Below are 25,884 nucleotides of genomic sequence, written 5' to 3'. Positions count from 1 at the left end.
CACCTCACCGGTCTCATTCGACAGGAACCCCATGAGCGACACTTCCCCCTACGGCTTCGAGCTTGTGCGGCGTGGGTACGACCGCGCTCAGGTGGACGAACGGATCTCCAAGCTCGTCTCCGACCGTGACAGTGCTCTCGCCCGCATCACCGCCCTGGAAAAGCGCATCGAGGAACTCCACCTCGAGACGCAGAACGCCCAGGCCGCCGTCAGCGACGCGGAGCCGTCGTACGCGGGTCTCGGCGCGCGCGTCGAGAAGATCCTCCGCCTCGCCGAGGAGGAGGCCAAGGACCTGCGCGAGGAGGCCCGCCGCGCCGCCGAGCAGCACCGCGAGCTCGCCGAGTCGGCGGCCCAGCAGGTGCGCAACGACGCGGAGTCGTTCGCAGCGGACCGCAAGGCCAAGGCCGAGGACGAGGGCGTCCGCATCGTCGAGAAGGCCAAGAGCGACGCCTCCCAGCTGCGTGCCGAGGCGCAGAAGGACGCGCAGTCCAAGCGGGAGGAGGCCGACGCTCTCTTCGAGGAGACCCGCGCCAAGGCCGCGCAGGCCGCCGCCGACTTCGAGACGAACCTCGCCAAGCGGCGTGAGCAGTCCGAGCGCGACCTGGCCTCCCGTCAGGCCAAGGCCGAGAAGCGCCTCGCCGAGATCGAGCACCGTGCCGAGCAGCTGCGCCTGGAGGCCGAGAAGCTCCGCACGGACGCCGAGCGCCGCGCCCGCCAGACGGTGGAGACGGCCCAGCGCCAGGCCGAGGACATCGTGGCCGACGCGAACGCCAAGGCCGACCGCATCCGCTCGGAATCCGAGCGCGAGCTGGCGGCGCTGACGAACCGTCGCGACTCCATCAACGCCCAGCTCACCAACGTCCGCGAGATGCTCGCGACGCTCACGGGCGCGGCGGTGGCCGCGGCCGGCACGCCGTCGACCGACGACGAGCCGATCTCCCGCGGGGTTCCGGCGCAGCAGTCCCGGTGAGTGCCTGACCGCCCGACCGGTTGACGAAGTCCTGGGCCCGCACCCTTTCGGGGGTGCGGGCCCTCGTCGTCAGGTGGCAGGCCGCGGTCCCCGGTCTTAGCGTGGCCGCATGATCGAGCTGGAGGGGCTGACGAAGCGGTACGGCGAGACGCTTGCGGTCAACAACCTCACCTTCACCGTGGAGCCGGGTGTCGTCACGGGCTTCCTCGGCCCGAACGGTGCCGGGAAGTCCACCACCATGCGGTTGGTGCTCGGGCTCGACCACCCGACCTCCGGCGACGTCCGCATCGACGGCAGGCACTACGACCGGCTGCGGAACCCGCTCACCTCCATCGGCGCGCTCCTCGACGCCAAGGCCGTGCACGGCGGCCGCAGCGCCTTCCACCATCTGCTCTGTCTCGCGCAGAGCAACGGCATCCCCTCCGCCCGTGTCCACGAGGTCCTCGACACCGTGGGCCTGACCGCCGTCGCCCGCAAAAAGGCCAAGGGCTTCTCGCTCGGCATGGCCCAGCGTCTGGGGATCGCGGGCGCACTGCTCGGCGAGCCGCGGATCCTGATGTTCGACGAGCCGGCCAACGGCCTCGATCCGGAGGGCATCCACTGGATCCGCACGCTGATGAAATCGCTCGCGGCGCAGGGGCGGACCGTGTTCGTGTCGAGCCATCTCATGAGCGAGATGGCGCTCACCGCCGACCATCTCGTGGTCATCGGCCAGGGCCGGCTGCTCGCCGACACCTCCATGGCCGACTTCATCGAGCGGAACGCGCGATCCTACGTCCGCATCCGCTCCCCCCAGCGCGAGCGGCTGCTCGACCTGCTCCACGGGGCGGGCGTCACGGTCGTCGAGTCGGGCGGCGGGGTGCTGGAGGCGGACGGCGGCAAGGCCGAGCTGATCGGCGAGCTGGCCGCCCGGCACCAGGTCGTGCTGCACGAGCTGAGTACCCGGCATGCCTCCCTGGAGGAGGCGTTCATGCGGCTCACGGCCGAGTCGGTCGAGTACCACGCGCACAGCGGCACTCCCCTGGGCACCTGGACGCGGCGGGCGGCGCGCCAGGAGTGGGGTGGCGGCCGGCGGAAGGGAGCCTGAACCATGGCGGCGCCGGAGGTCATCAGGTCGGAGTGGACCAAGATCCGGTCGGTCGCGTCCACGGCGTGGACGCTCTCGGTCGCCCTGGTCGTCACCGTCGCACTGGGCATGCTGATCTCCGCCCTGACCAGGAGCGAGTTCGACCGGATGAGCCTCAGGGCCCGGCTCTCCCTCGACCCGACCTTCATCAGCTTCGCCGGGATGGGACTGGGGCAGCTGGCGATGATCGTGTTCGGGGTGCTCGTCGTGTCGGGCGAGTACAGCTCCGGAATGATCCGCACCTCGCTGGCCGCGGTCCCCCAGCGTGGCACGTTCCTGTTCTGCAAGATCGCGGTGGCGGCCGCGCTCGCCCTGGTCGTCGGCATGGTCACCGCCTTCGGCGCCTTCTTCCTCGGGCAGGCGATGCTCGGCCCGCACCGGGCGGCGATCGGCGACCCCGGTGTGTTGCGCGCGGTCATCGGCGGCGGGCTGTACATGACGCTGATCGCGGTGTTCTCGATGGGGGTCGCCGCGATGCTGCGCTCGCCGCTGCTGTCGCTCGGCATCCTGATGCCGTTCTTCTTCCTGATCTCCAGCGTCCTGGGAAACGTCTCCGCGACGAAGGAGATCGGCCGGTTCCTGCCCGACCAGGCGGGCAGCAGGATCATGCAGGTCGTGCCGAGGCCCGGCGACGACACCCCGTACGGTCCCTGGGGCGGCCTGGGCATCATGGTGCTGTGGGTGATCGCGGCCGTGGCCGGCGGATACGCCGTGCTGAAGCGACGGGACGCCTGAATCCCGGGCTCTGCATTCTCTTGGCCGGAACCGTCAGCGCCCGGATATCCTCCTAACCCTTACGGGGGCAGCATGCGCCCCGACGTCCTGAACCTTTCGATGGGTGCGGAGCATGATCGAGGCAGTCGGCCTGACGAAGCGCTATGGCGACAAGACGGCCGTGTACAACCTTTCCTTCCAGGTGCGGCCGGGCGCCGTCACCGGTTTCCTCGGGCCGAACGGCTCGGGCAAGTCGACGACCATGCGGATGATCCTCGGCCTGGACAACCCCACCGCGGGGCACGTGACGATCGGCGGCTACCCGTACCGGAAGCTGCCGAACGCCCCCCGCCAGGTGGGCGCCCTGCTCGACGCCAAGGCCGTGCACGGCGGCCGGGCCGCCCGCAACCATCTGCTGTGCCTCGCCCAGCTCTCCGGCATCCCGGCGCGCCGCGTCGACGAGGTGCTCGGCGTCGTGGGCCTCCAGGACGTGGCCCGGAAGCGGTCCAAGGGGTTCTCCCTCGGCATGGGCCAGCGACTCGGCATCGCCGCCGCGCTCCTCGGCGACCCCCAGGTGCTGCTCTTCGACGAGCCGGTCAACGGGCTCGACCCCGAGGGCATCCTCTGGGTGCGCAACCTGATGAAGTCCCTCGCCGCGGAGGGCCGTACGGTCTTCGTCTCCTCCCATCTGATGAGCGAGATGGCGCTCACCGCCGACCACCTGATCGTGATCGGGCGGGGGCAGCTGCTCGCCGACATGAGCGTCAAGGACTTCATCTCCGCCAACTCGGCGGACTTCGCACGCGTCCGCACCCCCGACACCGAGCCGCAGCAACGGGAGAAGCTGACCTCCGCGCTCACCGAGGCGGGCGGGCACGTCCTGCCCGAGCAGGACGGCGCGCTGCGCATCACCGGGCTGCCGCTGCCGCGCATCAGCGACATCGCGCACGACACCGGCGTACGCCTGTGGGAGCTGTCCCCGCACCAGGCGTCGCTGGAGGAGGCGTACATGCGGATGACCCAGGGCGCGGTCGACTACCGCTCGACCATCGACCAGAAGGAAGGGCTGATGCAGCCGCTGCCGCCCGGCTTCCAGCCTCCGATGCCGGTACCGGGCCAGGGCCAGCCGGGCTGGTACGCCCCGCCACCGCCCCAGCAGGGCGGGCAGCCCTTCGCGATGCCCGGGCAGCCGGGGCAGCCGCCCGCAGGTCCGTACGGCGCACCCGCCGCGCCGGGTGCCGGAGGGCCGAACCCGTACGCGCAGCCGGCCTCCCCGGGCGTGCCCGTGGCCCCTGCCGCTCCGGCCGCCGCTCCCGCGCCCCAGCAGCCGCCCGCACAGCCCGCCCCCGCCCCCGCCTCCCCCGTCGACACGACCAAGTCCGAGGACGCCCGATGAGCACGCCCCAGCCGCCGATGCCTCAGGCCGCGCCCGTCTGGCAGACGGCGCCCGGTGCCGCCCACCCCACCTACACCTCGCCGATCCCGGTGGTGCGCACCCACCTCGGGCACGCCGTCGCCTCCGAGTGGACGAAGATCAGGTCGGTGCGCTCCACGATGTGGACGCTCGGGGTGTTCGCCGTGCTGGTGATCGGCATCGGCCTCGCCACCGCCGCGCTGGTCTCCGGCTCGTCGGCGGACTTCCAGGGCGAGAACCCCCTCTCTCTCGGATTCTTCGGGCTGCTCCTCGGCAGCATGTGCGTCATCACGCTCGGCGTGCTGACCACCGCCTCGGAGTACGGCACCGGCATGATCCGCACCACGATGACCGCGTGCCCGAGCCGTGTGCGGGTGCTCACGGCGAAGGCGATCGTGTTCTTCCTCGTCGCCTTCACGGTCACGCTGGTGGCCGCCTCCCTCGTCGCCCTCGCGGATGTGGCGCTGCTGGAGGGTCACGGCGCCAAGGACCCCTCCGGCGCCGACTGGCTGAAGGGCACCGTCGGCGTCTCCCTCTACATCGCCCTGCTCGGGCTGCTCTCGCTCGTCGTCGGCTCGATGGTCCGGCACTCGGCAGGCGCCATCACCATCATGATCGGAACGGTGCTCGCGCCGCTGGTGATCGCGCTGTTCATGTTCTCGGAGTCGCTCGCGGACCTGCGCCAGGCCCTGTTCGAGTACTCGATCCCGAACCAGCTCAGCGTCTTCTACGCCAACTCTCTGAGCAGGTCCGGCCCCTCCGGCTGGGACCCGCTGTGGATCGTCCTCGGCGTGACGGCCGTCGCCTTCGGCGGCGCCTGCCTGCTGCTGGAGAAGCGCGACGTGTAGCCGCCTCAGTACCTCGGCGCGTTACGGGACCGCTGCACCCGCTTGGTGCGGCGGTCCTTCGCGTTCCAGCACGCCTTGTGCCAGTGCCTGCGGTCCTCCACGCCCGCGTGCTCGGGCCAGGCCACCACATGCGGGACGCCGGACGGGATCACCTGGTCGCAGCCGGGGCACCGGTAGGTCTTGCCCACGGCGCCGGCGCCCGCGACATGGCGCACGCTCCACTCCTCGCCCCGCCAGCTCTCGGTCGACTGCCAACCGCCGTAACGGGAGTTGCCGTCGTCCGCGCTCCGGCCGGAGCCGGAGCCCTTGGGTCGGTTGCGACGCGGGGACACGGAACACCTCACGGGCTGTAGGGAAAGCAGGAGTCGTCTCCAGCGTACGCGCCGCGCAGGAGGGTACGCGTACACCCCAACCCTGACAAACCCCCATCCCACCGGCTCATTCTCCAGACAATCCGCAAATCTCTCCGTCAAGCCGTTACTTGGGCACATGTCAGACGGTTATGCCGGGTGGGGGAGCTCCGCGTCGGAGCCAGGAAAGCAGGAAGTGCGATGCGCGTAGGAAGTTTTGTACTGGCCGCCCAGTTCCCGGGACAGGGCCAGGGAGAGGCGCTGCACCGCGCGGTGCGGTCGGCCGAGGTCGCCGAGGAAGCGGGCCTGGACACGGTGTGGCTGGCCGAGCACCACTTCGTGCCGTACGGGACGTGCCCGTCGGCAATCACCCTGGCGGCGCTGCTGCTGGGCCGCACCCGCCGGATCCGGGTCGGCACGGCGGTCAGCGTCCTGCCCACCGTCCACCCGGTGGCACTCGGCGAGCAGGCCGCGCTGCTGCACATCGCCTCGGGCGGGCGGCTGTCGCTCGGGGTGGGGCGCGGCGGGCCGTGGGTGGACCTGGAGGTCTTCGGCTCCGGACTGCGGGCGTACGAGACGGGGTTCCCGGAATCACTCGATCTGCTGGTGCGCTGGCTGCGCGACCCCTCCGTCGCGGCCACGGGGGAACGATTCAACTTCCGCGAGGTCCCGGTCGTCCCACGGCCCGCGGAGTCGCTCACCGACAGCGAGGGCCCCGAGGTCCTCGTCGCCTGCACCTCACCGGCGACCGTACGGATGGCGGCCGAGCGGGGCCTGCCGATGCTGCTCGGCATGCATGTCGGGGACCAGGAGAAGGCGGACATGGTGGCGCAGTGGCGGACGTACGCGCGCGCGGCGGGCGTCGACGGCGACGTGGTGGCCGGCGCCGGTCATGTCTCGGCCGGCGTCTGCCAGATCGCCGACCGCCACGGCGACGCGGTCGAGGCGCTGACCAAGGCGATGCCAGGCTGGCTGAAACAGGGGCTCGACGCGCATATGACGGTCGACGGCAGGGCCCGCACGATGCGGGATCCCCTGGCGTACACGGAGTTGCTGTGCGGGCTGCACCCGGTGGGCACCCCGCGCCTGTGCGCCGACCGGCTCATGGCGGCCTCGGAGCGGACCGGCATCGCGCGTTTCGCGCTGCTCGTCGAGGGCTCCGGCGACCTCGCGGCGACGGAGGACAACGTACGGAGACTGGGTGCGGAGGTCCTTCCCCGCCTCCGCTGAGTCCGCCGGGAGCCTGCCGCTCCGTACAGTTGCACCTCCCCCCGTACGGAGCGGCAAGCAGTGCGGCTCGGTGTGCGTCAGCAGTCGCGCAGTTCCGGCGACTGGTTGAGGATCTGGCTGCGGACCGAGGTGAAGCGGGCCAGTGTGTCGCCCACCGCGGGGTCCAGCGGGAACACCGCCACTCGGTGGCAGTTCTGGAAGGCCAGGCGCACTCCGAAGTGCCGCTGCAGGGCGCCGCGTATGGCGTCACTCGCGAGCGCACGCAGCAGTTGGCCACGTGCCCGCTCGTCCGGCGGGGGCGTCTGGTTGTCGGCGAAGTCACCGCCGTCCACCTTCAGCTGGGCCACCAGGGAGCTGATCATCTCCCATGCATAGGGCAGGGAGGTCCGGACGCAGTCGACGAATTCGGCTTCGTCGACCTCGCCTCGCTCGGCCTGTTCAAGTAGGGCCGGTGAGACGTCGAGCGACATGGGTTCTCCTCTCGCACCCCAGGACAACCGGGGTTGACGGACAGGGAAGGGAGTTCCGCGGAATCGGACACGCTGCGTACACACCGCACAACCTCCCGTTCACTACGGTAGGCAACGGCCGGTGGCGGCACCAGGAGAATGCCCACACCGCCAACTCCCTTGAGGCACACAACAAGCCAACGACAAACGGGGGCAACTCTGGACAACAGAGCAGGCGTGGCGGCATCCGCGGACGGAGCCCGGAGCGGTCGGCTCACAGGGGCGAATCGCGCGGGCCCGGGGGCGTCCAGTAGCGTTGCCGACCATGCGTCTCGTCATCGCCCGGTGCTCCGTCGACTACGCGGGCCGTCTCACCGCCCACCTTCCTTCCGCTCCCCGTCTGATCCTGGTGAAGGCGGACGGCAGCGTCTCGGTCCACGCGGACGACCGGGCCTACAAGCCCCTCAACTGGATGTCGCCGCCCTGCACCCTGAAGGAGGGTGCGCAGGACGAGGAGGGCGTCTGGACCGTCATCAACAAAGCAGGCGAGAAACTGATCATCACGATGGAGGAGATCCTCCATGACTCCACGCACGAGCTGGGCGTGGACCCCGGCCTGATCAAGGACGGCGTGGAGGCGCATCTGCAGGAACTGCTCGCCGATCGCATCGATACGCTCGGCGAGGGCTACACCCTCATCCGCCGCGAGTACATGACGGCGATCGGCCCGGTGGACATCCTGTGCCGGGACGCCGAGGGCCGGACCGTGGCCGTGGAGATCAAACGGCGTGGCGAGATCGACGGCGTGGAGCAGCTCACGCGGTACCTGGAACTCCTGAACCGCGACCCGCACCTCGCCCCGGTGCGCGGCATCTTCGCCGCCCAGGAGATCAAGCCGCAGGCCCGCGTCCTGGCCACGGACCGCGGGATCGGCTGCGCGGTCCTGGACTACGACGCGCTCAGGGGCATCGAGGACGACAAGCTGCGCCTGTTCTGACGGTCGGCGGCCGGAGGCACGGCCGGGGCCGGGCCCCGGCCGTGCNNCCGTCTCCGCCGCGCGCAACCGCGTCAGAGCACCGGTTCCGACCCGCTGCTCGCCGGCGCGCTCGCCGAACCGCTCAAGGTGGTCGGCGACCCGGGCGCCGGGGCACTGACCGAGTTGGAGGTCGGCGGCGTGTCCGTCGGCGTGTCCGACGGCGTGGGTGTGGACGACCCGCTCGGCGACGCACTCGGACTCGGCGAGTCGGGCAGCGAGGCCGACGGCTTCGGCGTGGGCGGCTTCGACGGCGGCTCGGACGGCGACGTCGACGGGGTCGTCCCCCTGGTGCCCGTCGGGTTGCCCGACGGGCGGAGGGTGACGCGCGGCGTGGGGTCGTCCAGGGTGCCGTAGGTCCCGTCCGGTCCGGGGTTCGTGGGCGTCGGGGAGGTCGTCGCGTCCGAGCCGCCTCCGGCGCCGTCGTCGGCCTTGTCCGCGCCGAGGCCGTCGTCGTTCGTGCCCTGGCTCGCCGAGGGGCCCACGCGGACGCTGTCGGAGGGGGTTTGGGTGTCGCCGTCGGAGGTCATGCCGAGCGTCACAACGGTGCCGAGCACGACCGCGAGGGCCGCTCCGGCGCCCGCGGCCACCAGGTTGCGCCGGGTGCCCTTGACCAGGGTCCGGACTCCGCCGGCGCCGGGCGCCGGGTCGGCCGCGGCCTGGTGGGTGACCAGCGTCGCCGTGTCCCCTGCCACAGCGGCGAGCGGCATGCCGTCCGGCTTCGGGCGCTCCTCGGGGCGCGCGTCCGGTGCCTCCCCGCCCGCCGCGGTGTACCCGCCGGGCGGCGTCACACCGGAGCGGTCCGCCACCAGGGCGAGGGCGCGCCGCCCGGCGACCGTGCCGCGCTTGTCGGCCAGGGCGCCGCGCAGCCCGATGGATGCCTCCAGTTCGGTGCGGGCCCGCTCCAACTGCCCGCCGCAGAGCGCGAGAATGCCCAACTCGTGGTGGAAGTAGGCCTGTTCCCCGACCTCTCCGGCGAGCCTGGACGCCTCGGCGCCGGAGCGCAGCGCCCGCTCCCAGGCGCCCCAGTGCAGTCCCGCGGCGAACGCGGGCACGGCCTGCCGGGCCAGTCGTACGGCGACGCTCCCCGCGTCCTCGTCCTCGCCCTCGTCCTCGTCCTCGGCGGGCGGGGGCGGCAGCGCCGCGGCGGCGGTGAGCGCGGCCAGCACGGCGTCGGCCTCCGCCGACACCCGTTCCGGGGTGACCGAGGGATGCCCGGCCCACCATGCGTAGTGCCGGGCGGCCTTGACGGCGTACTCCTCGGCGCCGGTCGCGTACCCGGCGGCCTCCAGCTGGGCCTGCACCCCGGTCGCGAGCCGGTAGCGGGAGCCGACCGGGGTGACCAGCGCGCAGCCGACGAGTTCGCCAAGCGCCGCGTCCGCGTGGGTGTCGTCCGCGAGGGCCGGCAGATGCGTCTGGTCGGGCACCTCGCCGCCCAGCGCGACCGCGAACTTGAGCGTCTCGCGCGCCGGCGCGCTCAGCCGGGAGGCGAGCAGCGGCGCGGCGGCGGCGGCCTCCGCGAGCGACGGCAGCGGGACGTCCTGCCCGTCCCCGGTGTCGAAGGGGGCGTCCACCGGCGCTTCCCGGAAGACGCCGAACTCGTCGAAGGTGTCCGCGTCAGCACGCTGCCGGTCGCGCTGCCGCAGCAGCGCCCCGGCCTGCACGAAGCGCAGCGGCAGTCCCTCGGACTCGAACCAGAGGTCGCCCGCCCAGTTGGCCTCCTCCTCGGTGAGGTCGCGGCCGACGGAGCGCTCCAGGATGTCCAGCCCGGCCGATCGGTCGAGCCCGCCGAGGAAGACCTCCTCGACATGGGAGCCCGCGGAGGGCGCGGGCACCTCGGGAGTGGCGGAGAGCAGGAACGCGCACTCCGGCGTCGCGTCGAGCAGTTCATCGAGTGCGCTGCCGCCGGACTCCAGGTCGTCGAGGACGACGACGGCGCCGATCTCCCGTGCGAGCTGCAGCAGTTCGTCCCGTTCGGGGCGGTACCCGGGCGCGTCGTAGACGGCGGCGAAGAGGTCGTACAGCAGTTCGCCCGTGGTGCGCCGGTAGCCGGAGAGACGGATGACGCCGTCGGGCGCGAGGTCCGAGCAGTCCTCGGCGACGACGTCCAGGAGGGCCGTGCGGCCGGAGCCGGAGGGGCCGGTGAGACGGACGGACCGGCCTCGTGCGAGGAGGCGCACGAGCCGTTCGCGCTCCTCCTGGCGCTCCAGCAGCGGCAGCCGCGGCTGTGCCGGACCGGCCGGGACGGGCGGCCGGACGGCGCGGGCGCGTTCGGCCCGCTCGGCGGCGGTCCGCTTCACGGGGCGTTCGGTCCGCTGCCCCGGCGGGCACGGCTCCACCTCGCTGCCGTCGACGGGGTTGACGGTGAGCAGGAGGTCGCCCGACACGAGCCGGACGGTACGGGCGAGCGCCGGTGCCGACGGGCCGAAGTCCGGTGTCAGGGGATCCCGTGGCGGGCGCGGGCGCGGCGTGCCGCCGTCACCTTCATGACCGTGCTCCACGGGTCCCGGGTTGTTCGGGTCCATAGGTCCAAGCCCCCCAAAGCGTCGTGTGCCTGAGCCCCTCCCGGCCGTGTCGCACACCGCGCAGTCGCTTTCTGGTCCGGTACCCGCTCAAGGGTGTCGGGCGGCGGGCAGCCGAACCCTAAACCTTCGCACAGTATTGCTGACAAGCCGGGGTGCCACCCCGTCCGAGAGGTCACAGTCTCGTGAGGATTGCGCCCGACGTGCGGTTCGTCGGCGTTCACTCCCGTGGCACCGCGTACCGCCCGGTCACACCCGGGGCAGCGACTCCACCCCGATGCCGCCCTCGATGGCCAGGATCCGGTGCAGCCGGGTGGCCACCAGCAGGCGCTGCATCTGCGGCGGCACACCGCGCAGCACAAGCCGCCGGCCGCACCGCCCGGCCCGCCGGTGGACCCCCATGATCACCCCGAGTCCGGTGGCGTCCCAGGAGTCCAGTTCGGACAGGTCCAGCACCAGGTCGCCGACTCCGTCGTCGACGGCCGAGTGCAGGACCGTACGGGCGTCCGCCGCGCTGCGGACGTCGAGGCGGCCCCCGACGACCAGCCCGGCGTGGTCGCCCCTGATGTGCATAATCCGCTCCCCGAGAGTGCCTCGTCGTACTCCGCGTTGTGGTTTGCAACGTCTGACTGCCTGGTGGCCGATCAGGTTGCCATCTGTAAGCGAACCGATACCAAATTCACCCGATGAGGCGAAACCCCAGAGGCGTGTGCGGTTTCAGTACGTGTAAAAACCCTGCCCGCTCTTGCGCCCGAAGTCACCGGCGTCAACCATCCGGCGCATCAGTTCCGGCGGAGCGAACTTCTCGTCCTGGGTCTCGGTGTAGATGTTGCCGGTGGCGTGCAGCAGGATGTCGACGCCGGTGAGGTCGGCCGTGGCGAGCGGCCCCATGGCGTGGCCGAAGCCCAGCTTGCAGGCGAGGTCGATGTCCTCGGCGGTGGCCACACCGGACTCGTACAGCTTGGTCGCCTCGACGACGAGCGCCGAGATGAGACGGGTCGTCACAAACCCGGCGACGTCGCGGTTGACGACGATACAGGTCTTGCCGACGGACTCGGCGAACTCGCGGGCCGTGGCCAGGGTTTCGTCACTCGTCTTGTACCCGCGGACCAGCTCGACGAGCTGCATCATCGGCACCGGCGAGAAGAAGTGCACGCCGACCACCCGCTCCGGGCGCTCGGTGACCGCCGCGATCTTGGTGATCGGGATGGCGGAGGTGTTCGACGCGAGCACGGTGTCCTCGCGGACGAGCTTGTCGAGCGTCCGGAAGATCTCGTGCTTGACCTCCAGCTTCTCGAAGACGGCCTCGACGACGACGTCGGCGTCGGCGGCGGCGTCGAGGTCGGTGGTCGTGGTGATGCGGGCGAGCGCCTCCTCGGCGTCACGCGCCTCCATCCGGCCCTTGCTCACGAACCTGTCGTACGAGGACTTGATGGCGTCCGTACCACGGGTCAGCGCCTCGTCCGTGACGTCACGCAGGACGACGTCCCAGCCGGCCTGGGCCGATACCTGGGCAATGCCGGAACCCATCAGTCCGGCTCCGATGACGGCAAGCTTCCGTGCCACTGTGCGACTCCCCTGACGCGCTGCTCGTATATGCCTCTCGGGCGGAGAGTAGCGCTCGTGAGGGTTGTTGTGACTGCTTAGTAACCCGTGTCACGTCTCACAACGTGAGATACACGTCACGTCCCACACGACGGACTTGGCGATCCTCCCCGCAGTTGAGGCCGCGGGGATCGCGACCTCAGTGACCGGAGCGCCAATTCCTTGCGGGTTCAAGCCGGTTGGCCTTTCACGGACCGGTTCGCACCGAGGTCTCCACGCCCTTTGGCCCGCATGCCGCGGGCCAGTGTGTTCTTCGCGCCCACCGTATCCGCGTGCTCGCCGTGACCGCAGGAGGTGCACACGAACGTCGCCCGGCTCTTGCGGTTGTCCGGGTGCACATACCCGCAGGCGGGGCACGTCAGGGATGTATACGCGGGGTTTGCGGTGCGCACGGTGGTACCTGTGCGGCGTGCCCTGTTGCGGACGGCACGGCCAGTTCGAAGGAGTGCCAACCCTTGCCAAGGATGGCGCGATTCGGTCCGGCCTCTTGGCGGACGCCGGTTCCGGGGGCGGCCATGGATCCCCTGGCGGTGGCCGTCGTGCTTGCCGTGCTGAGATCTTCGAGGACCACGAGGGCACTGCCACCGCGGATCTGACGTGCCGTCCGGGCGTGGAAGTCTCTGCGACGGTCACGGACCCGCCACATGACGGCCCCCGTCTTCTCCCGACAGGTTCTCCGCCGCTGGGATCGACGTCGAGTGCGAGCATGCCGCTGCTGTGGCCGCCGGTAGCGCCTGGCTTCGCCAGGGGTGATGAATCCCCGGTCAAAGAACTCGCCACCGCCGGTGGCCGCCAGGGTGACGACCTCCCGGCCCACGCCGACCCGGCCACGGTCCAGCGGCGCTGTGGGCCCTTCCCTTCCGGTCTCCACGATGAAGCTGATGTTCCAGTGCTTGCCGTCACGGGACACAGTGGCGGACTTCACTGTGCCGTCGAGCGGGCGCGACCAGCAAAACGTCATCCACCCGAGCTTCGGCACCCGTACCCGCCCCCGCTTCCGGCCCGGCCGTTCGACCGAGCGGAACAGGAACGCACGCCCGATGTCGGTCGCGAGCAGGGCAGGGCTGTCCGACGCTCTTCCAGCCCTGCCTCGGCACCGCGGAGAAGACCGTCTAGATTTGGCCGCATGGTCAATCTGACGCGCATCTACACGCGGACCGGCGACAAGGGCACGACGCACCTCGGCGACATGAGCAGGGTGCCCAAGACGGACCTGCGCATCGCCGCCTACGCCGACGCCAACGAGGCGAACGCGGTGATCGGCACCGCGATCGCGCTGGGCGGGCTCGACGAGGAGGTCGTCAAGGTCCTCACCCGCGTGCAGAACGACCTGTTCGACGTGGGCGCGGACTTGTCGACACCGGTGGCCGAGAGCCCCGAGTTCCCGCCACTGCGGGTGGAGCAGTTCTACGTCGACCGGCTGGAGGCGGACTGCGACCGCTTCCTCGCCGGACTGGAGAAGCTGCGCTCGTTCATCCTGCCCGGTGGCACGCCCGGCGCGGCCCTGCTGCACCAGGCGTGCACGGTCGTACGGCGCGCCGAGCGCTCGACCTGGGCCGCGCTGGACGCCCACGGCGAGGTGATGAACCCGCTGACCGCGACCTACCTCAACCGCCTCTCCGACCTGCTCTTCATCCTCGCCCGCCATGCGAACAAGGAGTCCGGGGACGTGCTGTGGGTCCCCGGCGGAGAGCGCTGAGGCGTTCAGCGGTCGTCCTCCCGCGCGGCGTCCCGGTCCGCCGCGGCGAGCGCGGACTCCGCGGCGGCCACCTTCTTCTGCAGGTCCACGAGACCGGACGGCGTGGGGGACGGGGAGGTCGTGGCGGCCCCATGGTGGTCGCGCGCACAGCCGGCGGTGAGTCCCACGAGGAGGGCCACCGCGGGCAGCGCCGCCCGCAGCCGGCGCGGCCTCCGCATCAGCTCCCCGCCTTCCCGCCCTCGTGGTCCGCACACCACGTCCTGACGCCGTCGAGGTCCTTCCGCCGCTGCTGAAGCGTCGTCACCAGCGACCTGCGGAAGTCGAGCCGGTCCTGGAGCAGCGTGGCGATCTCGTCGTGGCCCGCCTCCTTGGCGTTGTCCACGCGCCGCTGCAGCCGGGCCACCCAGCCCCGCACGCCCACTCCCCCGTCGAGCCGCTTCAGCGCCCGGTCGATCCGCCGGTCGATCTTCGGCACCCGCTTGCACAGCGCCTGCGCCCCGTCGCCCGTGGGCGCCGGGGCGGGCGAGCCGTCGGCCACGGCCGCCCCGGTCCCGCCCGCCAGCAGCGCCGCCGCGGCCAGCCCCACGAGCAGGGTGCGCCCGCGTCGTCGTCCGTCCACCATCTCAGTCTCCGTTTCCCGGACGGCCCTGTCGTCCGTCCGACGCCGCGGAGGCTAGGGGCCGTCTTTGTGGGAACTCTGTGACCGGTTCGTCCCTGCCGTACCGATCAGCCAGTCCCGTCGCTCCGGCAGGTCCCCGCCGGCCCGCGGCAGCCGTACCGCGAAGCGCGCCCCGACGCCGCCGGGACCCTCAGCCACCGTGACGCTCCCCCGGTGCAGCGCCGCCTGCGACGAGGCCCGCGTTGCGGGCGAGCACCTCCAGGAGCTCGAACTCACGCCGTGTGAGCTCCAGGCGCCGGCCTGCCCGGTGGGCGGTGCGTGCGGCCGGGTCGATCACCAGGTCCGCCACCCGCAGCGCGTCCCGGTCCGTGGGCGGCCGCCGGCGCAGCAGGGCACGCAGCCGCAGCACCAGTTCCTGCAGGGCGAACGGTTTGACCAGGTAGTCGTCGCCGCCCGCCTGGAGCCCGGCGATGCGGTCGGCGGTCTCGTCGAGCGCGGAGAGCATGAGGACGGGAAGGTCCTGCCCATGGTCGCGGAGCCGTGCGCACACCTCGATACCGCTCATGCCGGGCATCGACACATCGAGGACGAGCACGTCCGGCGGTGCGTCCCGGATCGCGGCCAGCGCCTCGGGACCGCTGTCGGCGGTACGGACCCGGAAGCCGCTGAGCCTCAGCCCGCGTTCCAGCGAACGGCGGATGGCCGCGTCGTCGTCCACGACGAGCACCGCACCAGGACGCCCCGACCGATCCATCCGCCCTCCCCGAGCCGCTCACCCCTCGGTCAGGGTACGGCCCTCCTCCGGACGGGCGGCAGCGGAGGCCGGGGGCTTTCCCGGGCCGCGGCGGGCAGGCCGGGGCGATCGGCCCGTGGATCACGAGGGCGCACGGGGGCCACGCGGTCCCAGAGGTCGGGGGTCCGGCCGCCCGTCGCACCGATGCACGGGCCACTGGTCCAGACCTATTGACCTATGGTCCAGACCTTTCTATTCTCGCGGCACCGCGCTCAGTCATGCCCCCGACAATCGAGGAGGCGCAGATGCGCTTCGGACACCGGGCCGCGGCAGGGATCGCGACCCTGTTGCTGCCGCTCGCCGGCCTGGTCGGCCTCACCGGCCCCTCCGTCTCCTTCGGCTTCAACGGCACCGGGGCCGGCTCCCCGTCCAACTGCACACTGAACGGGGCCGGCTGCGACGGCGGCAGCCCCCTGCCCGGGGACAACCCGCCCTCCGCGCCGGGCACCCCGACGGCCTCCGGCATCACGGACACCTCGGTACAGCTGTCCTGGCCTGCGGCCACCGACGACAAGGGCGTCAAGAACTACGACGTCCTGCGTGACGGCGCCAAGGTCGCCACGGTGACCACGACGTCGTACGCGGACACCGGCCTGAGCGCCGGCACCGACTACTCGTACACCGTCCAGGCCCGTGACACCGCCGACCAGACCGGCCCGGTCAGCGGCGCCGTCGCCGTGCACACCACGGGCGGCACCACGAACCCGCCCCCGACCTCCGGCTCCGCCGTCAAGCTCGGCTACTTCACCGAGTGGGGCATCTACGGCCGCAACTACAACGTCAAGAACCTGGTGACGTCGGGTTCCGCGTCGAAGATCACACACATCAACTACGCCTTCGGCAACGTCACCGGCGGCAAGTGTGCGATCGGCGACTCCTACGCCGACTACGACAAGGCGTTCACCGCCGACCAGTCCGTCAGCGGCGTCGCCGACACCTGGGACCAGCCGCTGCGCGGCAACTTCAACCAGCTGCGCCAGCTCAAGGCGAAGTACCCGGACATCAAGGTGCTGTGGTCCTTCGGCGGCTGGACCTGGTCCGGGGGCTTCGGGGACGCGGCCAAGGACCCGGCGGCCTTCGCGCAGTCGTGCTACGACCTGGTCGAGGACTCGCGCTGGGCCGATGTCTTCGACGGCATCGACATCGACTGGGAGTACCCCAACGCGTGCGGCCTGTCCTGCGACACCAGCGGGGCCGCGGCCTTCAAGAACGTGATGGCCGCCCTGCGCGCCAAGTTCGGCTCCTCCGCCCTGGTCACCGCGGCCGTCACCGCCGACGGCTCGGCCGGCGGCAAGATCGAGGCCGCCGACTACGCGGGCGCGGCGCAGTACGTCAACTGGTACAACGTGATGACGTACGACTTCTTCGGTGCCTGGGACGCTCAGGGCCCCACCGCTCCGCACTCCCCCCTCACCTCCTACAGCGGCATCCCGAAGGCCGGCTTCACCACGGCCGACGCGATCGCCGAGTACAAGGCGATCGGAGTGCCCGCCGGCAAGCTGCTGATCGGCATCGGCTTCTACGGCCGCGGCTGGACCGGCGTCACCCAGGACGCCCCGGGCGGCACGGCCACGGGCCCGGCGGCCGGCACCTATGAGCAGGGCATCGAGGACTACAAGGTCCTCAAGACGTCCTGCCCGGCCACCGGCACCGTCGCCGGCACCGCGTACGCGCACTGCGGCAGCAACTGGTGGTCCTACGACACCCCGGCCACCATCGGCACCAAGATGGCCTGGGCCAAGAACCAGGGCCTGGGCGGCGCCTTCTTCTGGGAGTTCAGCGGTGACACCGCGGGCGGCGAACTGGTGAGTGCCCTGAGCAACGGCCTGTCGTAACCCGGCCCCCGGCGAAGCGGGTGGGGGTGAGCCGTCAGGCCACGTTCACCCGCTGACCGGGCGGGGCCGCTTCCAGCCATGCGAGAAACCCGGTCAGCGCGTCCTCGCTCATCGCCAGTTCCAGGCGCGTACCGCGGTGATGGCAGGCCAGGATCACCGCGTCGGAGAGCAGCGCCAGTTCTTCCTCACCCTCGGGGCCGCGCCGGCCGGCCACCTCGATGGACGAACGCTCCAGCACACGGCGCGGGCGCGGGGCGTAGGAGAAGACACGGAACCATTCGACGCGGTCGCCGCTGTAGCGGGCGACGCCATAACCCCAGCCCTTGCCGCTGGTGTCGCGCTGCTCCGGGACGTTCCACCGGAGACTGCAGTCGAAGGTGCCGCCGGAGCGCTGGATGAGCCGGCGCCTGAGGCCGAAGACGAAGAGCCCCGCCGCCGCGAGTACCACGACCAATCCGCACACAGTCAGAGCGAGGACCATCGGCACCGACCTCCTCGTCTCCTAGGTAACGGAAAGGAAAAAACACCCGCATTCACCTCAGCCGCGGCCGGCACCGGATTGCTCCGGGCCGGCCGCGGCTGAGTCACATCATCACAGGGCGCTCCCCCCGCGCCCTGCCGGCACGGGAGGTGCGCCCCAAGTCAGCGCGCCGCCACCGCACGCAGTCGGACGTCCGCGCGGCGCTCGGCCAAGGCGTCGGCCTCTGCCTTGGCGCGCTCGAGCGCCCGCTCCGCACGCTGGACGTCGATCTCGTCCGACAGCTCGGCGATCTCGGCCAGCAGCGACAGCTTGTCGTCCGCGAACGAGATGAAACCGCCGTGCACCGCGGCGACGACCGTTCCACCATCACTCGTACGGATGGTCACCGGGCCCGACTCCAGCACACCGAGCAGCGGCTGGTGACCGGGCATGACGCCGATGTCGCCGGACGTGGTGCGCGCGACGACCAGGGTGGCCTCGCCGGACCAGACCTGACGGTCGGCGGCGACCATCTCGACATGCAGCTCAGCAGCCAAGGGTGGCTCCTCGGGTCACCACCCGGCGGGAGGGCCGGGTGTTGGGATCAATTCTAGTAGCCGTGCGGAGGGGGACGGGACGCGGCCCACGTTCGGGCGCGGTCTCGTCCCCCTCCACCACGAGCACGGGGTCAGGAGACGCCCAGCTCCTTCGCGTTCTTCTTCAGGTCCTCAAGACCACCGCACATGAAGAACGCCTGCTCCGGGAAGTGGTCGTACTCGCCGTCGCAGATCGCGTTGAACGCGGCGATCGACTCGTCCAGCGGCACGTCCGAACCGTCCACACCGGTGAACTGCTTGGCGGCGTGGGTGTTCTGGGACAGGAAACGCTCCACGCGACGGGCACGGTGGACGACGAGCTTGTCCTCCTCGCCGAGTTCGTCGATACCGAGGATCGCGATGATGTCCTGGAGGTCCTTGTACTTCTGCAGGATCGTCTTGACACGCATGGCGGCTTCGTAGTGGTCCTGCGAGATGTAGCGCGGGTCCAGGATCCGGGACGTGGAGTCCAGCGGGTCCACGGCCGGGTAGATGCCCTTCTCGGAGATCGGACGGGAGAGCACCGTCGTCGCGTCGAGGTGGGCGAAGGTGGTGGCCGGCGCCGGGTCGGTCAGGTCGTCCGCGGGAACGTAGATCGCCTGCATCGAGGTGATCGAGTGACCACGCGTCGAGGTGATGCGCTCCTGCAGCTGGCCCATCTCGTCGGCCAGGTTCGGCTGGTAGCCCACCGCGGACGGCATACGGCCGAGCAGGGTGGACACCTCGGAACCGGCCTGGGTGAAGCGGAAGATGTTGTCGATGAAGAACAGCACGTCCTGCTTCTGCACATCGCGGAAGTACTCCGCCATGGTCAGACCCGCCAGGGCGACGCGCAGACGGGTGCCCGGGGGCTCGTCCATCTGGCCGAAGACCAGCGCGGTCTTGTCGAGGACGCCGGACTCCTCCATCTCCTGGATGAGGTCGTTGCCCTCACGGGTGCGCTCACCGACGCCCGCGAAGACGGACACGCCCTCGTGGAGGTTGGCGACACGCATGATCATTTCCTGGATCAGCACGGTCTTGCCGACACCGGCGCCACCGAACAGACCGATCTTGCCGCCCTTGACGTACGGGGTGAGGAGGTCGACGACCTTCAGGCCCGTCTCGAACATCTCGGTCTTGGACTCGAGCTGGTCGAAGTTCGGCGCCTTGCGGTGGATCGGCCAGCGCTCGCCGTCGTACGACTCGTCGACGTTCAGCACCTCACCGAGGGTGTTGAACACCTTGCCCTTGGTGAAGTCTCCGACCGGCACGGAGATGGAGGCACCGGTGTCGGTCACCGGGGCCTGGCGGACCAGACCGTCGGTCGGCTGCATGGAGATGGCGCGGACCAGGCCCTCGCCCAGGTGCTGGGCCACCTCCAGGGTCAGCGTCTTCTTCTCGCCCGCCTTCGCCGGGTCGGCGACCTCGACGTGCAGGGCGTTGTAGATCTCGGGCATCGCGTCGACGGGGAACTCCACGTCGACGACCGGGCCGATGACCCGGGCGACGCGGCCCGTAGCCGTCGCGGTCTCAACAGTGGTGGTCATTAGTAGTCACTCCCCGCGGTCGCGTCGGCCAGGGCGCTCGCGCCACCGACGATCTCGCTGATTTCCTGGGTGATTTCGGCCTGGCGGGCCTGGTTGGCAAGCCGGGTGAGCGTCTCGATGAGCTCACCGGCGTTGTCGGTGGCCGACTTCATCGCACGACGCGTGGCGGCATGCTTCGAAGCGGCCGACTGGAGCAGCGCGTTGTAGACGCGGCTTTCCACATAGCGCGGCAGCAGGGCGTCCAGGACATCCTCCGCCGACGGCTCGAACTCGTACAGCGGCAGGATCTCGCCCTTGACGGGAGCGTCCTTGGCCACCTCGTCGAGGCTGAGCGGCAGCAGGCGGGCGTCGACCGCCGTCTGCGTCAGCATCGAGACGAACTCGGTGTAGACGATGTGGAGCTCGTCCACGCCGCCGGCCGCCGTCTCCTTCTCGATGGCCTCGATCAGCGGAGCCGCGACCTTCTTGGCGTCCGCGTACGAGGGCTCGTCGGTGAAGCCCGTCCACGACTCCGCGATCTTGCGCTCACGGAAGTTGTAGTGGGCGACACCCCGCCGGCCGACGATGTACGTGTCGACCTGCTTGCCCTCGCGCTCCAGCCGCTCCGTCAGCTGCTCCGCCGCCTTGATCGCGTTGGAGTTGAAGGCGCCGGCCAGACCGCGGTCGCTCGTCAGGAGCAGCACCGCGGACCGGGTGACCGTCTCGGCCTGGGTGGTCAGCGGGTGCTTGGTGTTCGAACCGGTGCCGACCGCCGCGACCGCCCGGGTGAGCTCGGTCGCGTACGGCGTGGAGGCCGCCACCCTGCGGTGCGCCTTGACGACGCGCGAGGCGGCGATCATCTCCATCGCCTTCGTGATCTTCTTGGTCGCGGTGACGGATCGGATGCGACGCTTGTAGACCCGGAGCTGGGCTCCCATGAGTCAGGTCCCTTCCTTACGTCACTTGGCGGCAGCGGCCGGAGTGTCCTCGCCGAGCAGCTTGCCGTCCGAGGTCTCGAACTGCTTCTTGAAGGCCGCCACGGCGTCGTCGATCGCCTGGATCGTGTCGTCCGACATCTTGCCGCCCTCCTTGATGGAGGTCATGAGGCCCTGCTCCTGGCGGTGCAGGTACTCCAGCAGCTCCTTCTCGAAGCGGCGGATGTCGGCGACCGGGACCTCGTCCATGCGGCCGTTGGTGCCGGCCCAGATGGAGACGACCTGGTCCTCGGTGGCCATCGGCTGGTACTGCGGCTGCTTGAGCAGCTCGACCATGCGCTGGCCGCGCTCCAGCTGCGCCTTCGACGCGGCGTCCAGGTCGGAACCGAAGGCGGCGAACGCCTCCAGCTCGCGGAACTGGGCGAGGTCGACGCGCAGTCGGCCGGAGACCTGGCGCATCGCCTTGTGCTGGGCGGAGCCACCGACGCGGGAGACCGAGATACCGACGTTCAGGGCCGGACGCTGACCGGCGTTGAACAGGTCGGACTCCAGGAAGCACTGGCCGTCGGTGATGGAGATGACGTTGGTCGGGATGAACGCCGAGACGTCGTTGGCCTTCGTCTCGACGATCGGCAGACCGGTCATCGACCCGGCACCCATGTCGTCGGAGAGCTTGGCGCAGCGCTCCAGCATGCGGGAGTGCAGGTAGAAGACGTCACCCGGGTAGGCCTCGCGGCCCGGCGGGCGGCGCAGCAGCAGGGACACGGCGCGGTAGGCGTCGGCCTGCTTCGAGAGGTCGTCGAAGACGATCAGGACGTGCTTGCCCTGGTACATCCAGTGCTGGCCGATGGCCGAGCCGGTGTACGGCGCCAGGAACTTGAAGCCGGCCGGGTCGGACGCCGGGGCGGCGACGATCGTCGTGTACTCGAGCGCGCCGGCCTCCTCCAGGGCGCCGCGCACGGACGCGATGGTGGAGCCCTTCTGGCCGATGGCGACGTAGATGCAGCGGACCTGCTTGTTCGGGTCGCCGGTGCGCCAGTTGTCGCGCTGGTTGATGATCGTGTCGACGGCCAGCGCGGTCTTGCCGGTCTGGCGGTCACCGATGATCAGCTGACGCTGACCACGGCCGATCGGGGTCATCGCGTCGACGGCCTTGTAGCCCGTCTCCATCGGCTCGTGCACCGACTTGCGCTGCATGACCGTGGGGGCCTGCAGCTCGAGGGCGCGGCGCGCCTCGGTCTCGATCTCGCCGAGGCCGTCGATCGGGTTGCCGAGCGGGTCGACGACGCGGCCGAGGTAGCCCTCGCCGACGGCCACGGAGAGCACCTCACCGGTGCGCTGCACCGGCTGGCCCTCCTCGATGCCGCTGAACTCACCGAGGACGATGGCACCGATCTCACGCTCCTCGAGGTTGAGGGCGAGGCCGAGGGTGCCGTCCTCGAACTTCAGCAGTTCGTTGGCCATGGCCGAGGGAAGACCCTCGACCTTCGCGATGCCGTCGCCGGCAAGGGTGACCGTACCGACCTCCTCGCGCGAGGCCGCGTCCGGCTTGTACGACTGGACGAAGTTCTCCAGCGCGTCCCGGATCTCCTCCGGCCGGATCGTGAGCTCCGCCATCTGGGTTCCCTGCTCTCCTTGTTGGGCCCGAAGTTTCTGTGGGGGTCTGGGGGCGACCCCCAGGAATCCTCTGCACGGCCCAACTCGGGCCGTAGTACTGCGTATGGAGTTGCTGCTAGCTCGCCATGCGGCGGCCGGCGTCCTCGAGTCGGTCCGCGATCGAACCGTTGATGACCTCGTCACCGACCTGCACCCTGATCCCGCCGAGGACCTCGGGGTCCACGTCGAGGTTCAGATGCATCTGGCGGCCGTAGAGCCGGGCCAGTGCGGCGCCGAGGCGCTGCCTCTGCCCGTCGCTCAGCGGTACCGCCGAGGTGACGACGGCGACCATGCGGTCACGGCGCGCGGCGGCGAGCCTGGACAGGGACTCGATTCCCGCTTCCAGGCTACGTCCACGCGGCGCGGTCACAAGGCGCGTCACCAGACGCTCGGTCGCGACGGCGGACCGGCCACCGAGCAGCCGGTGAAGCAGCTCGACCTTGGCCGCTGCGGCTGCGGCGCGGTCGGTCAGCGCGGCACGCAGCTCGGTGCTGGAGGAGACGATCCGGCCGAACCGGAACAGCTCGTCCTCGACGTCGTCGAGCGTGCCGGCCTTCTCGGCGGCGGTGAGGTCGGCGAGGTTCGCCAGTTCCTCCAGCGAGTCCACCAGGTCGCGGGACTGCGACCAGCGGGCGCGCACCATGCCGGCCAGCAGGTCCACGACCGGTTCGCCGACCTGGCCGCCGAGCAGCCGCCGGGCCAGTTCGGCCTTGGCCTCGCCCTGCTGCGCCGGGTCGGTGAGGACCCGGCGCAGGCCGGCCTCGCGGTCGAGCAGCGCGGTGACGGCGGCCAGCTCGTCGGCGAGCTGCGTCGCGTCCACGGACGTGGCGTCCGTCAGCGCGTCGAGACGCTCTCGTGCGGCGGCCAGGGCCTCGCGGCTCGCTCCGTTCATCGCGCCGCCTCGGCCTTCGAAGCGGCCTCGTCGAGCCCGTCGAGGAAGCGGTCGATGACGCGGCTCTGCCGGGCGTGGTCCTCGAGGGACTCGCCGACGAGCTTGCCGGCCAGCTCGGTGGCGAGCGCGCCGACGTCCTGCCGCAGGGCCTGCGCCGCGGCCTTGCGGTCGGCCTCGATCTGCGTGTGGCCGGCGGCGATGATCTCCTCGCGCTGCCGCTGGCCCTCCGCGCGCATCTCGGCGATCAGCACGGCACCCTGCTCCTGCGCCTCCTGGCGCAGACGCGCGGCCTCGTGCCGGGCCTCGGCGAGCTGAGCCTTGTACTGCTCCAGGACGCTCTGGGCCTCGACCTTCATGGCCTCGGCCTCTTCGATACCGCCTTCGATCGCCGCGCGACGCTCTTCCAGAACCTTGTTGATGTTCGGAAGCAGCTTCTTCCAGAAGAAGAAGAACACGATGGCGAAGGCGATGGTGCCGACGAGCAGCTCCGGACCGGCCGGGATCAGCGGGTTCTGCTTCTCCTCGGCCGCCAGCTGTACCAGGTTGGCGATCACATCAGTGCCTTTCGTCGATACGTGCCGGTCAGGGGTGGATTACTGACCGAACACGAACGGCATGACGATGCCGATGAGGGCGAGCGCCTCGCAGAAGGCGAAGCCGAGGATCTGGTTGGCACGGATCAGACCGGCGGCCTCGGGCTGACGGGCCAGGGCCTGGGTGCCGTTGCCGAAGATGATGCCGACGCCGACGCCGGGACCGATGGCAGCGAGACCGTAGCCGATGGAACCGAGGGAGCCGGAGACGCCAGCGGCGAGTTCGAGGGTCGCGGACATGCCGTTACTTCCTTCTCTTTTACGGACCGGTGGGGGTTGGCCACCGGACGATCAGGGGTTGGGGTGCGGTTCGGGGCTCAGTGGTGCTCGGCGAGAGCGCCCTGAATGTACGAGCAGGCGAGGAGCACGAAGACGTACGCCTGGACGGCCTGCACGAAGAGCTCGAAGAGGATCATGATCATGGTCATCACGAACGAGACGCCCGCTGCCGGGATCATGTAGCTGTTCAGCAGGTACCAGGAGGCGACGGTGAACATCACCAGCATCAGGTGACCGGCGAACATGTTGGCGAAGAGTCGCACGGCGTGCGTGAACGGGCGGACGAACAGGTTCGAGAAGAACTCGATGACCATGACGAGCGGCAGCACCGCGCCGAGCGACTTGTCGTAGCCCGTGACGTTCTTGAAGAAGCCGACGAAACCGTGGCGCTTGAAGGTCAGCGAGACCCAGATGAGCCAGACGGTCGCGGCGAGGACCATCGGGAAGGCGATCAACGACGAGACCGGGATCTGGGCCAGCGGGATCACGGACCAGATGTTCATGATCCAGACGAAGAAGAACAGCGAGACCATGAAGGGGACGTACTTCTCGCCCTCGCGCTTGCCGAGCGTCTCGTAGACGATCCCCCGGCGCACGAAGTCGTAGCCCGCCTCGGCCACCATCTGGAGCTTGCCGGGAACCACCTTCGCGTTGCCGAAGGCGGCCCAGAAGAAGCTGATCACGAGCCCGGTGGTGACGAGTGCGAGCAGCATCACCTTGTTGAACTCGTAGCCGCCCACGGTGAACAGCGGCTTGAAGAGGAAGGAGTTCAGGCCCGGAGCCGGAAAACCACAGCCGTTGTCGGACAGGATGCGGCAGCTCCAGTCAAAGGCGAGCTGGGTCTGGTCAGCACTCACCGCGGGCTCCTTCGGCGTGACGCATGGGTTCGGCAACCTCGTTGTGTCGGCGCGGCGCGCAGCCGCGGTTCGGCACCGGACTGGTGTTACGGATGTGGGGGCGGCTCTCGGGCATCACGCCTCGCGATTGAGCGGGCGTCAGCTCAGATGCCCTCGCCCGCGATGCCGCAGTTGGCACCGGACGATAGCAGGATCTCTCAGCCCTCTTTATCCCGGCCCTACCCCTCACGACGTGGAACCCGTCTTCTCGGGCTTCTGGCTCGTCCGGGAGTCGGGGTCGACGTAGAAGATCTTGGCCTTCATGTGGGCGCGCGCCTGCGCTGCCATCCACACGACCGTCGCGACGACGAGGGCGATCGCGAACGTCTTCGGGTTGAAGAGGGACGTGCCCTTGAAGAGGGCCACGAAGATCAGAAGCAGCAGGAGCTGGGCGACGTAGAGCATCAGCCCCATGGCCTGGAACAGCTGCGGGAGCGTTCTTGCCGTCCACTGCAGGACGTACAGCCCGATCCCCATGAACAGGAGGGCGAGTACCGTCCCGACGGCCGCGCCCAACGCCCCCTTGCCGCCGGCGACCACACCGCTGACGGCGATGACGAGCACGCCGACAGCCGCTGTGGGCGCAGCGGTCCGCAGAAGGTTCCGGGCGTCATTGGACGGCATGGCGGCAACTCCGCTTACTGAGGGGGCAGGGTGTCGTCATGGACGAGCGTAGTCCCGGGCCGAGCACAAGCCTCACGCCGAGGGGCCGTCACAGTCGGCCCTTCGGCTCTATCCCGGGGTTCTCGTGAACGGTATCACAAACTATTTGATGCGGTCTTTACCTTGGCGGTGTGCCTGCTGTCACACATGAGTGTGAACCTGCGCGTCTGCGCGAATCAGGCGCCACCTTGTCTGGTAT

The 25,884-nt window shown here is 70.3% G+C and carries 27 protein-coding genes and 1 pseudogene; 9 read left to right on the top strand and 19 right to left on the bottom strand.

Annotated elements, in window-relative coordinates:
- Nucleotides 1-31: 31 nt before the first annotated feature.
- From ACFSL4_RS31580 to ACFSL4_RS31560, 5 genes are all read left to right on the top strand, one after another.
- Nucleotides 32-970, top strand: a complete 939-nt coding sequence (locus ACFSL4_RS31580) for a coiled-coil domain-containing protein (RefSeq protein WP_381090510.1) — start codon at nucleotides 32-34, stop codon at nucleotides 968-970.
- Between the two features lie 109 nt (nucleotides 971-1,079).
- Nucleotides 1,080-2,057 (top strand): ATP-binding cassette domain-containing protein, encoded by a 978-nt coding sequence (locus ACFSL4_RS31575; protein ID WP_381090507.1) that lies wholly within the window; start codon nucleotides 1,080-1,082, stop codon nucleotides 2,055-2,057.
- A gap of 3 nt (nucleotides 2,058-2,060) precedes the next feature.
- A complete protein-coding gene (locus tag ACFSL4_RS31570; protein ID WP_381090504.1) occupies nucleotides 2,061-2,831 on the top strand; it encodes an ABC transporter permease in 771 nt (256 codons plus the stop codon).
- A 112-nt stretch (nucleotides 2,832-2,943) separates the two neighbouring features.
- The gene (locus tag ACFSL4_RS31565; RefSeq protein WP_381090501.1) at nucleotides 2,944-4,206 is read left to right on the top strand and encodes an ABC transporter ATP-binding protein; all 1,263 of its coding nucleotides are present in this window, start codon (nucleotides 2,944-2,946) and stop codon (nucleotides 4,204-4,206) included.
- Nucleotides 4,203-5,072, top strand: coding sequence for an ABC transporter permease (locus tag ACFSL4_RS31560; protein WP_381090499.1), 870 nt, complete (start codon nucleotides 4,203-4,205; stop codon nucleotides 5,070-5,072). The genes ACFSL4_RS31565 and ACFSL4_RS31560 overlap by 4 nt, the downstream gene beginning before the upstream one ends.
- A gap of 5 nt (nucleotides 5,073-5,077) precedes the next feature.
- Here the strand turns inward: ACFSL4_RS31560 and ACFSL4_RS31555 are convergent, their stop codons facing one another.
- The gene (locus ACFSL4_RS31555; RefSeq protein WP_381090496.1) at nucleotides 5,078-5,404 is read right to left on the bottom strand and encodes an ATP/GTP-binding protein; all 327 of its coding nucleotides are present in this window, start codon (nucleotides 5,402-5,404) and stop codon (nucleotides 5,078-5,080) included.
- A gap of 219 nt (nucleotides 5,405-5,623) precedes the next feature.
- Between ACFSL4_RS31555 and ACFSL4_RS31550 the strand changes: the two genes are divergently transcribed.
- Nucleotides 5,624-6,652, top strand: coding sequence for an LLM class flavin-dependent oxidoreductase (locus ACFSL4_RS31550; RefSeq protein ID WP_381090493.1), 1,029 nt, complete (start codon nucleotides 5,624-5,626; stop codon nucleotides 6,650-6,652).
- Between the two features lie 77 nt (nucleotides 6,653-6,729).
- Here ACFSL4_RS31550 and ACFSL4_RS31545 read toward each other — a convergent pair whose 3' ends face one another.
- Nucleotides 6,730-7,122, bottom strand: a complete 393-nt coding sequence (locus ACFSL4_RS31545; protein WP_381090491.1) for an SCO5389 family protein — start codon at nucleotides 7,120-7,122, stop codon at nucleotides 6,730-6,732.
- A 304-nt stretch (nucleotides 7,123-7,426) separates the two neighbouring features.
- Here ACFSL4_RS31545 and nucS point away from each other — a divergent pair, with 304 nt between their 5' ends.
- Entirely contained in the window at nucleotides 7,427-8,098 is a 672-nt protein-coding gene (nucS, locus tag ACFSL4_RS31540) for an endonuclease NucS (protein WP_381090488.1), read from the top strand.
- A gap of 71 nt (nucleotides 8,099-8,169) precedes the next feature.
- Here the strand turns inward: nucS and ACFSL4_RS31535 are convergent, their stop codons facing one another.
- The 4 genes from ACFSL4_RS31535 to ACFSL4_RS31520 all read right to left on the bottom strand — a co-directional run bounded on the left by ACFSL4_RS31535 (nucleotide 8,170) and on the right by ACFSL4_RS31520 (nucleotide 12,713).
- A complete protein-coding gene (locus tag ACFSL4_RS31535) occupies nucleotides 8,170-10,659 on the bottom strand; it encodes an ATP-binding protein (protein ID WP_381090485.1) in 2,490 nt (829 codons plus the stop codon).
- A gap of 246 nt (nucleotides 10,660-10,905) precedes the next feature.
- On the bottom strand, nucleotides 10,906-11,229 hold the full coding sequence (locus ACFSL4_RS31530) for an STAS domain-containing protein (protein WP_381090482.1): 324 nt from the start codon (nucleotides 11,227-11,229) through the stop codon (nucleotides 10,906-10,908).
- Between the two features lie 144 nt (nucleotides 11,230-11,373).
- Nucleotides 11,374-12,222 carry a 3-hydroxyacyl-CoA dehydrogenase family protein gene (locus ACFSL4_RS31525; RefSeq protein ID WP_381090479.1) on the bottom strand — a complete coding sequence of 283 codons (849 nt, stop codon included), beginning with the start codon at nucleotides 12,220-12,222 and terminating at the stop codon, nucleotides 11,374-11,376.
- A gap of 209 nt (nucleotides 12,223-12,431) precedes the next feature.
- Nucleotides 12,432-12,713 carry a zinc ribbon domain-containing protein gene (locus tag ACFSL4_RS31520; protein ID WP_381090476.1) on the bottom strand — a complete coding sequence of 94 codons (282 nt, stop codon included), beginning with the start codon at nucleotides 12,711-12,713 and terminating at the stop codon, nucleotides 12,432-12,434.
- A gap of 674 nt (nucleotides 12,714-13,387) precedes the next feature.
- Here ACFSL4_RS31520 and ACFSL4_RS31515 point away from each other — a divergent pair.
- Nucleotides 13,388-13,960 (top strand): cob(I)yrinic acid a,c-diamide adenosyltransferase, encoded by a 573-nt coding sequence (locus ACFSL4_RS31515; protein ID WP_381090473.1) that lies wholly within the window; start codon nucleotides 13,388-13,390, stop codon nucleotides 13,958-13,960.
- 5 nt (nucleotides 13,961-13,965) lie between these two features.
- On the opposite strand, the gene ACFSL4_RS31510 is transcribed toward ACFSL4_RS31515, so the two are convergent.
- The 3 genes and pseudogenes from ACFSL4_RS31510 to ACFSL4_RS31500 all read right to left on the bottom strand — a co-directional run.
- The gene (locus tag ACFSL4_RS31510; protein ID WP_381090470.1) at nucleotides 13,966-14,178 is read right to left on the bottom strand and encodes a hypothetical protein; all 213 of its coding nucleotides are present in this window, start codon (nucleotides 14,176-14,178) and stop codon (nucleotides 13,966-13,968) included.
- On the bottom strand, nucleotides 14,178-14,582 hold the full coding sequence (locus ACFSL4_RS31505) for a hypothetical protein (RefSeq protein ID WP_381090468.1): 405 nt from the start codon (nucleotides 14,580-14,582) through the stop codon (nucleotides 14,178-14,180). The genes ACFSL4_RS31510 and ACFSL4_RS31505 overlap by 1 nt, the downstream gene beginning before the upstream one ends.
- A 226-nt stretch (nucleotides 14,583-14,808) precedes the next feature.
- Nucleotides 14,809-15,333, bottom strand: a pseudogene (locus ACFSL4_RS31500) (response regulator transcription factor); the annotation flags it as partial.
- A 284-nt stretch (nucleotides 15,334-15,617) separates the two neighbouring features.
- Between ACFSL4_RS31500 and ACFSL4_RS31495 the strand changes: the two are divergent.
- The gene (locus ACFSL4_RS31495; RefSeq protein WP_381090465.1) at nucleotides 15,618-17,207 is read left to right on the top strand and encodes a glycoside hydrolase family 18 protein; all 1,590 of its coding nucleotides are present in this window, start codon (nucleotides 15,618-15,620) and stop codon (nucleotides 17,205-17,207) included.
- Nucleotides 17,208-17,241: 34 nt separating this feature from the next.
- Here ACFSL4_RS31495 and ACFSL4_RS31490 read toward each other — a convergent pair whose 3' ends face one another.
- The 10 genes from ACFSL4_RS31490 to ACFSL4_RS31445 all read right to left on the bottom strand — a co-directional run bounded on the left by ACFSL4_RS31490 (nucleotide 17,242) and on the right by ACFSL4_RS31445 (nucleotide 25,646).
- Entirely contained in the window at nucleotides 17,242-17,688 is a 447-nt protein-coding gene (locus ACFSL4_RS31490) for a DUF2550 domain-containing protein (protein ID WP_381090462.1), read from the bottom strand.
- Between the two features lie 161 nt (nucleotides 17,689-17,849).
- A complete protein-coding gene (locus ACFSL4_RS31485; RefSeq protein ID WP_381090459.1) occupies nucleotides 17,850-18,224 on the bottom strand; it encodes a F0F1 ATP synthase subunit epsilon in 375 nt (124 codons plus the stop codon).
- Between the two features lie 131 nt (nucleotides 18,225-18,355).
- Nucleotides 18,356-19,792, bottom strand: a complete 1,437-nt coding sequence (gene atpD, locus ACFSL4_RS31480) for a F0F1 ATP synthase subunit beta (protein WP_381090456.1) — start codon at nucleotides 19,790-19,792, stop codon at nucleotides 18,356-18,358.
- A complete protein-coding gene (locus tag ACFSL4_RS31475) occupies nucleotides 19,792-20,709 on the bottom strand; it encodes a F0F1 ATP synthase subunit gamma (RefSeq protein WP_381090453.1) in 918 nt (305 codons plus the stop codon). Before ACFSL4_RS31475 ends, atpD begins: the two co-directional genes overlap by 1 nt.
- 21 nt (nucleotides 20,710-20,730) lie before the next feature.
- Nucleotides 20,731-22,323, bottom strand: coding sequence for a F0F1 ATP synthase subunit alpha (atpA, locus tag ACFSL4_RS31470; RefSeq protein ID WP_381090450.1), 1,593 nt, complete (start codon nucleotides 22,321-22,323; stop codon nucleotides 20,731-20,733).
- A 115-nt stretch (nucleotides 22,324-22,438) separates the two neighbouring features.
- Nucleotides 22,439-23,254 carry a F0F1 ATP synthase subunit delta gene (locus ACFSL4_RS31465; RefSeq protein ID WP_381090447.1) on the bottom strand — a complete coding sequence of 272 codons (816 nt, stop codon included), beginning with the start codon at nucleotides 23,252-23,254 and terminating at the stop codon, nucleotides 22,439-22,441.
- Nucleotides 23,251-23,808: a F0F1 ATP synthase subunit B gene (locus ACFSL4_RS31460; protein WP_381090444.1), complete on the bottom strand. Its 558-nt coding sequence runs from the start codon at nucleotides 23,806-23,808 to the stop codon at nucleotides 23,251-23,253. Before ACFSL4_RS31460 ends, ACFSL4_RS31465 begins: the two co-directional genes overlap by 4 nt.
- 39 nt (nucleotides 23,809-23,847) lie before the next feature.
- Nucleotides 23,848-24,087 (bottom strand): ATP synthase subunit c family protein, encoded by a 240-nt coding sequence (locus ACFSL4_RS31455; protein WP_030928653.1) that lies wholly within the window; start codon nucleotides 24,085-24,087, stop codon nucleotides 23,848-23,850.
- Nucleotides 24,088-24,164: 77 nt separating this feature from the next.
- Nucleotides 24,165-24,935, bottom strand: coding sequence for a F0F1 ATP synthase subunit A (gene atpB / locus ACFSL4_RS31450; protein WP_381090636.1), 771 nt, complete (start codon nucleotides 24,933-24,935; stop codon nucleotides 24,165-24,167).
- 273 nt (nucleotides 24,936-25,208) lie between these two features.
- Nucleotides 25,209-25,646 (bottom strand): hypothetical protein, encoded by a 438-nt coding sequence (locus ACFSL4_RS31445; RefSeq protein WP_381090440.1) that lies wholly within the window; start codon nucleotides 25,644-25,646, stop codon nucleotides 25,209-25,211.
- Nucleotides 25,647-25,884 lie beyond the last annotated feature (238 nt).

The organism is Streptomyces caeni (assembly GCF_042678285.1).
GTDB lineage: Bacteria > Actinomycetota > Actinomycetes > Streptomycetales > Streptomycetaceae > Streptomyces > Streptomyces caeni.
The sequence above is the reverse complement of the archived record's forward strand: the minus strand, read 5'-3'. Positions and strand labels throughout refer to the sequence as shown.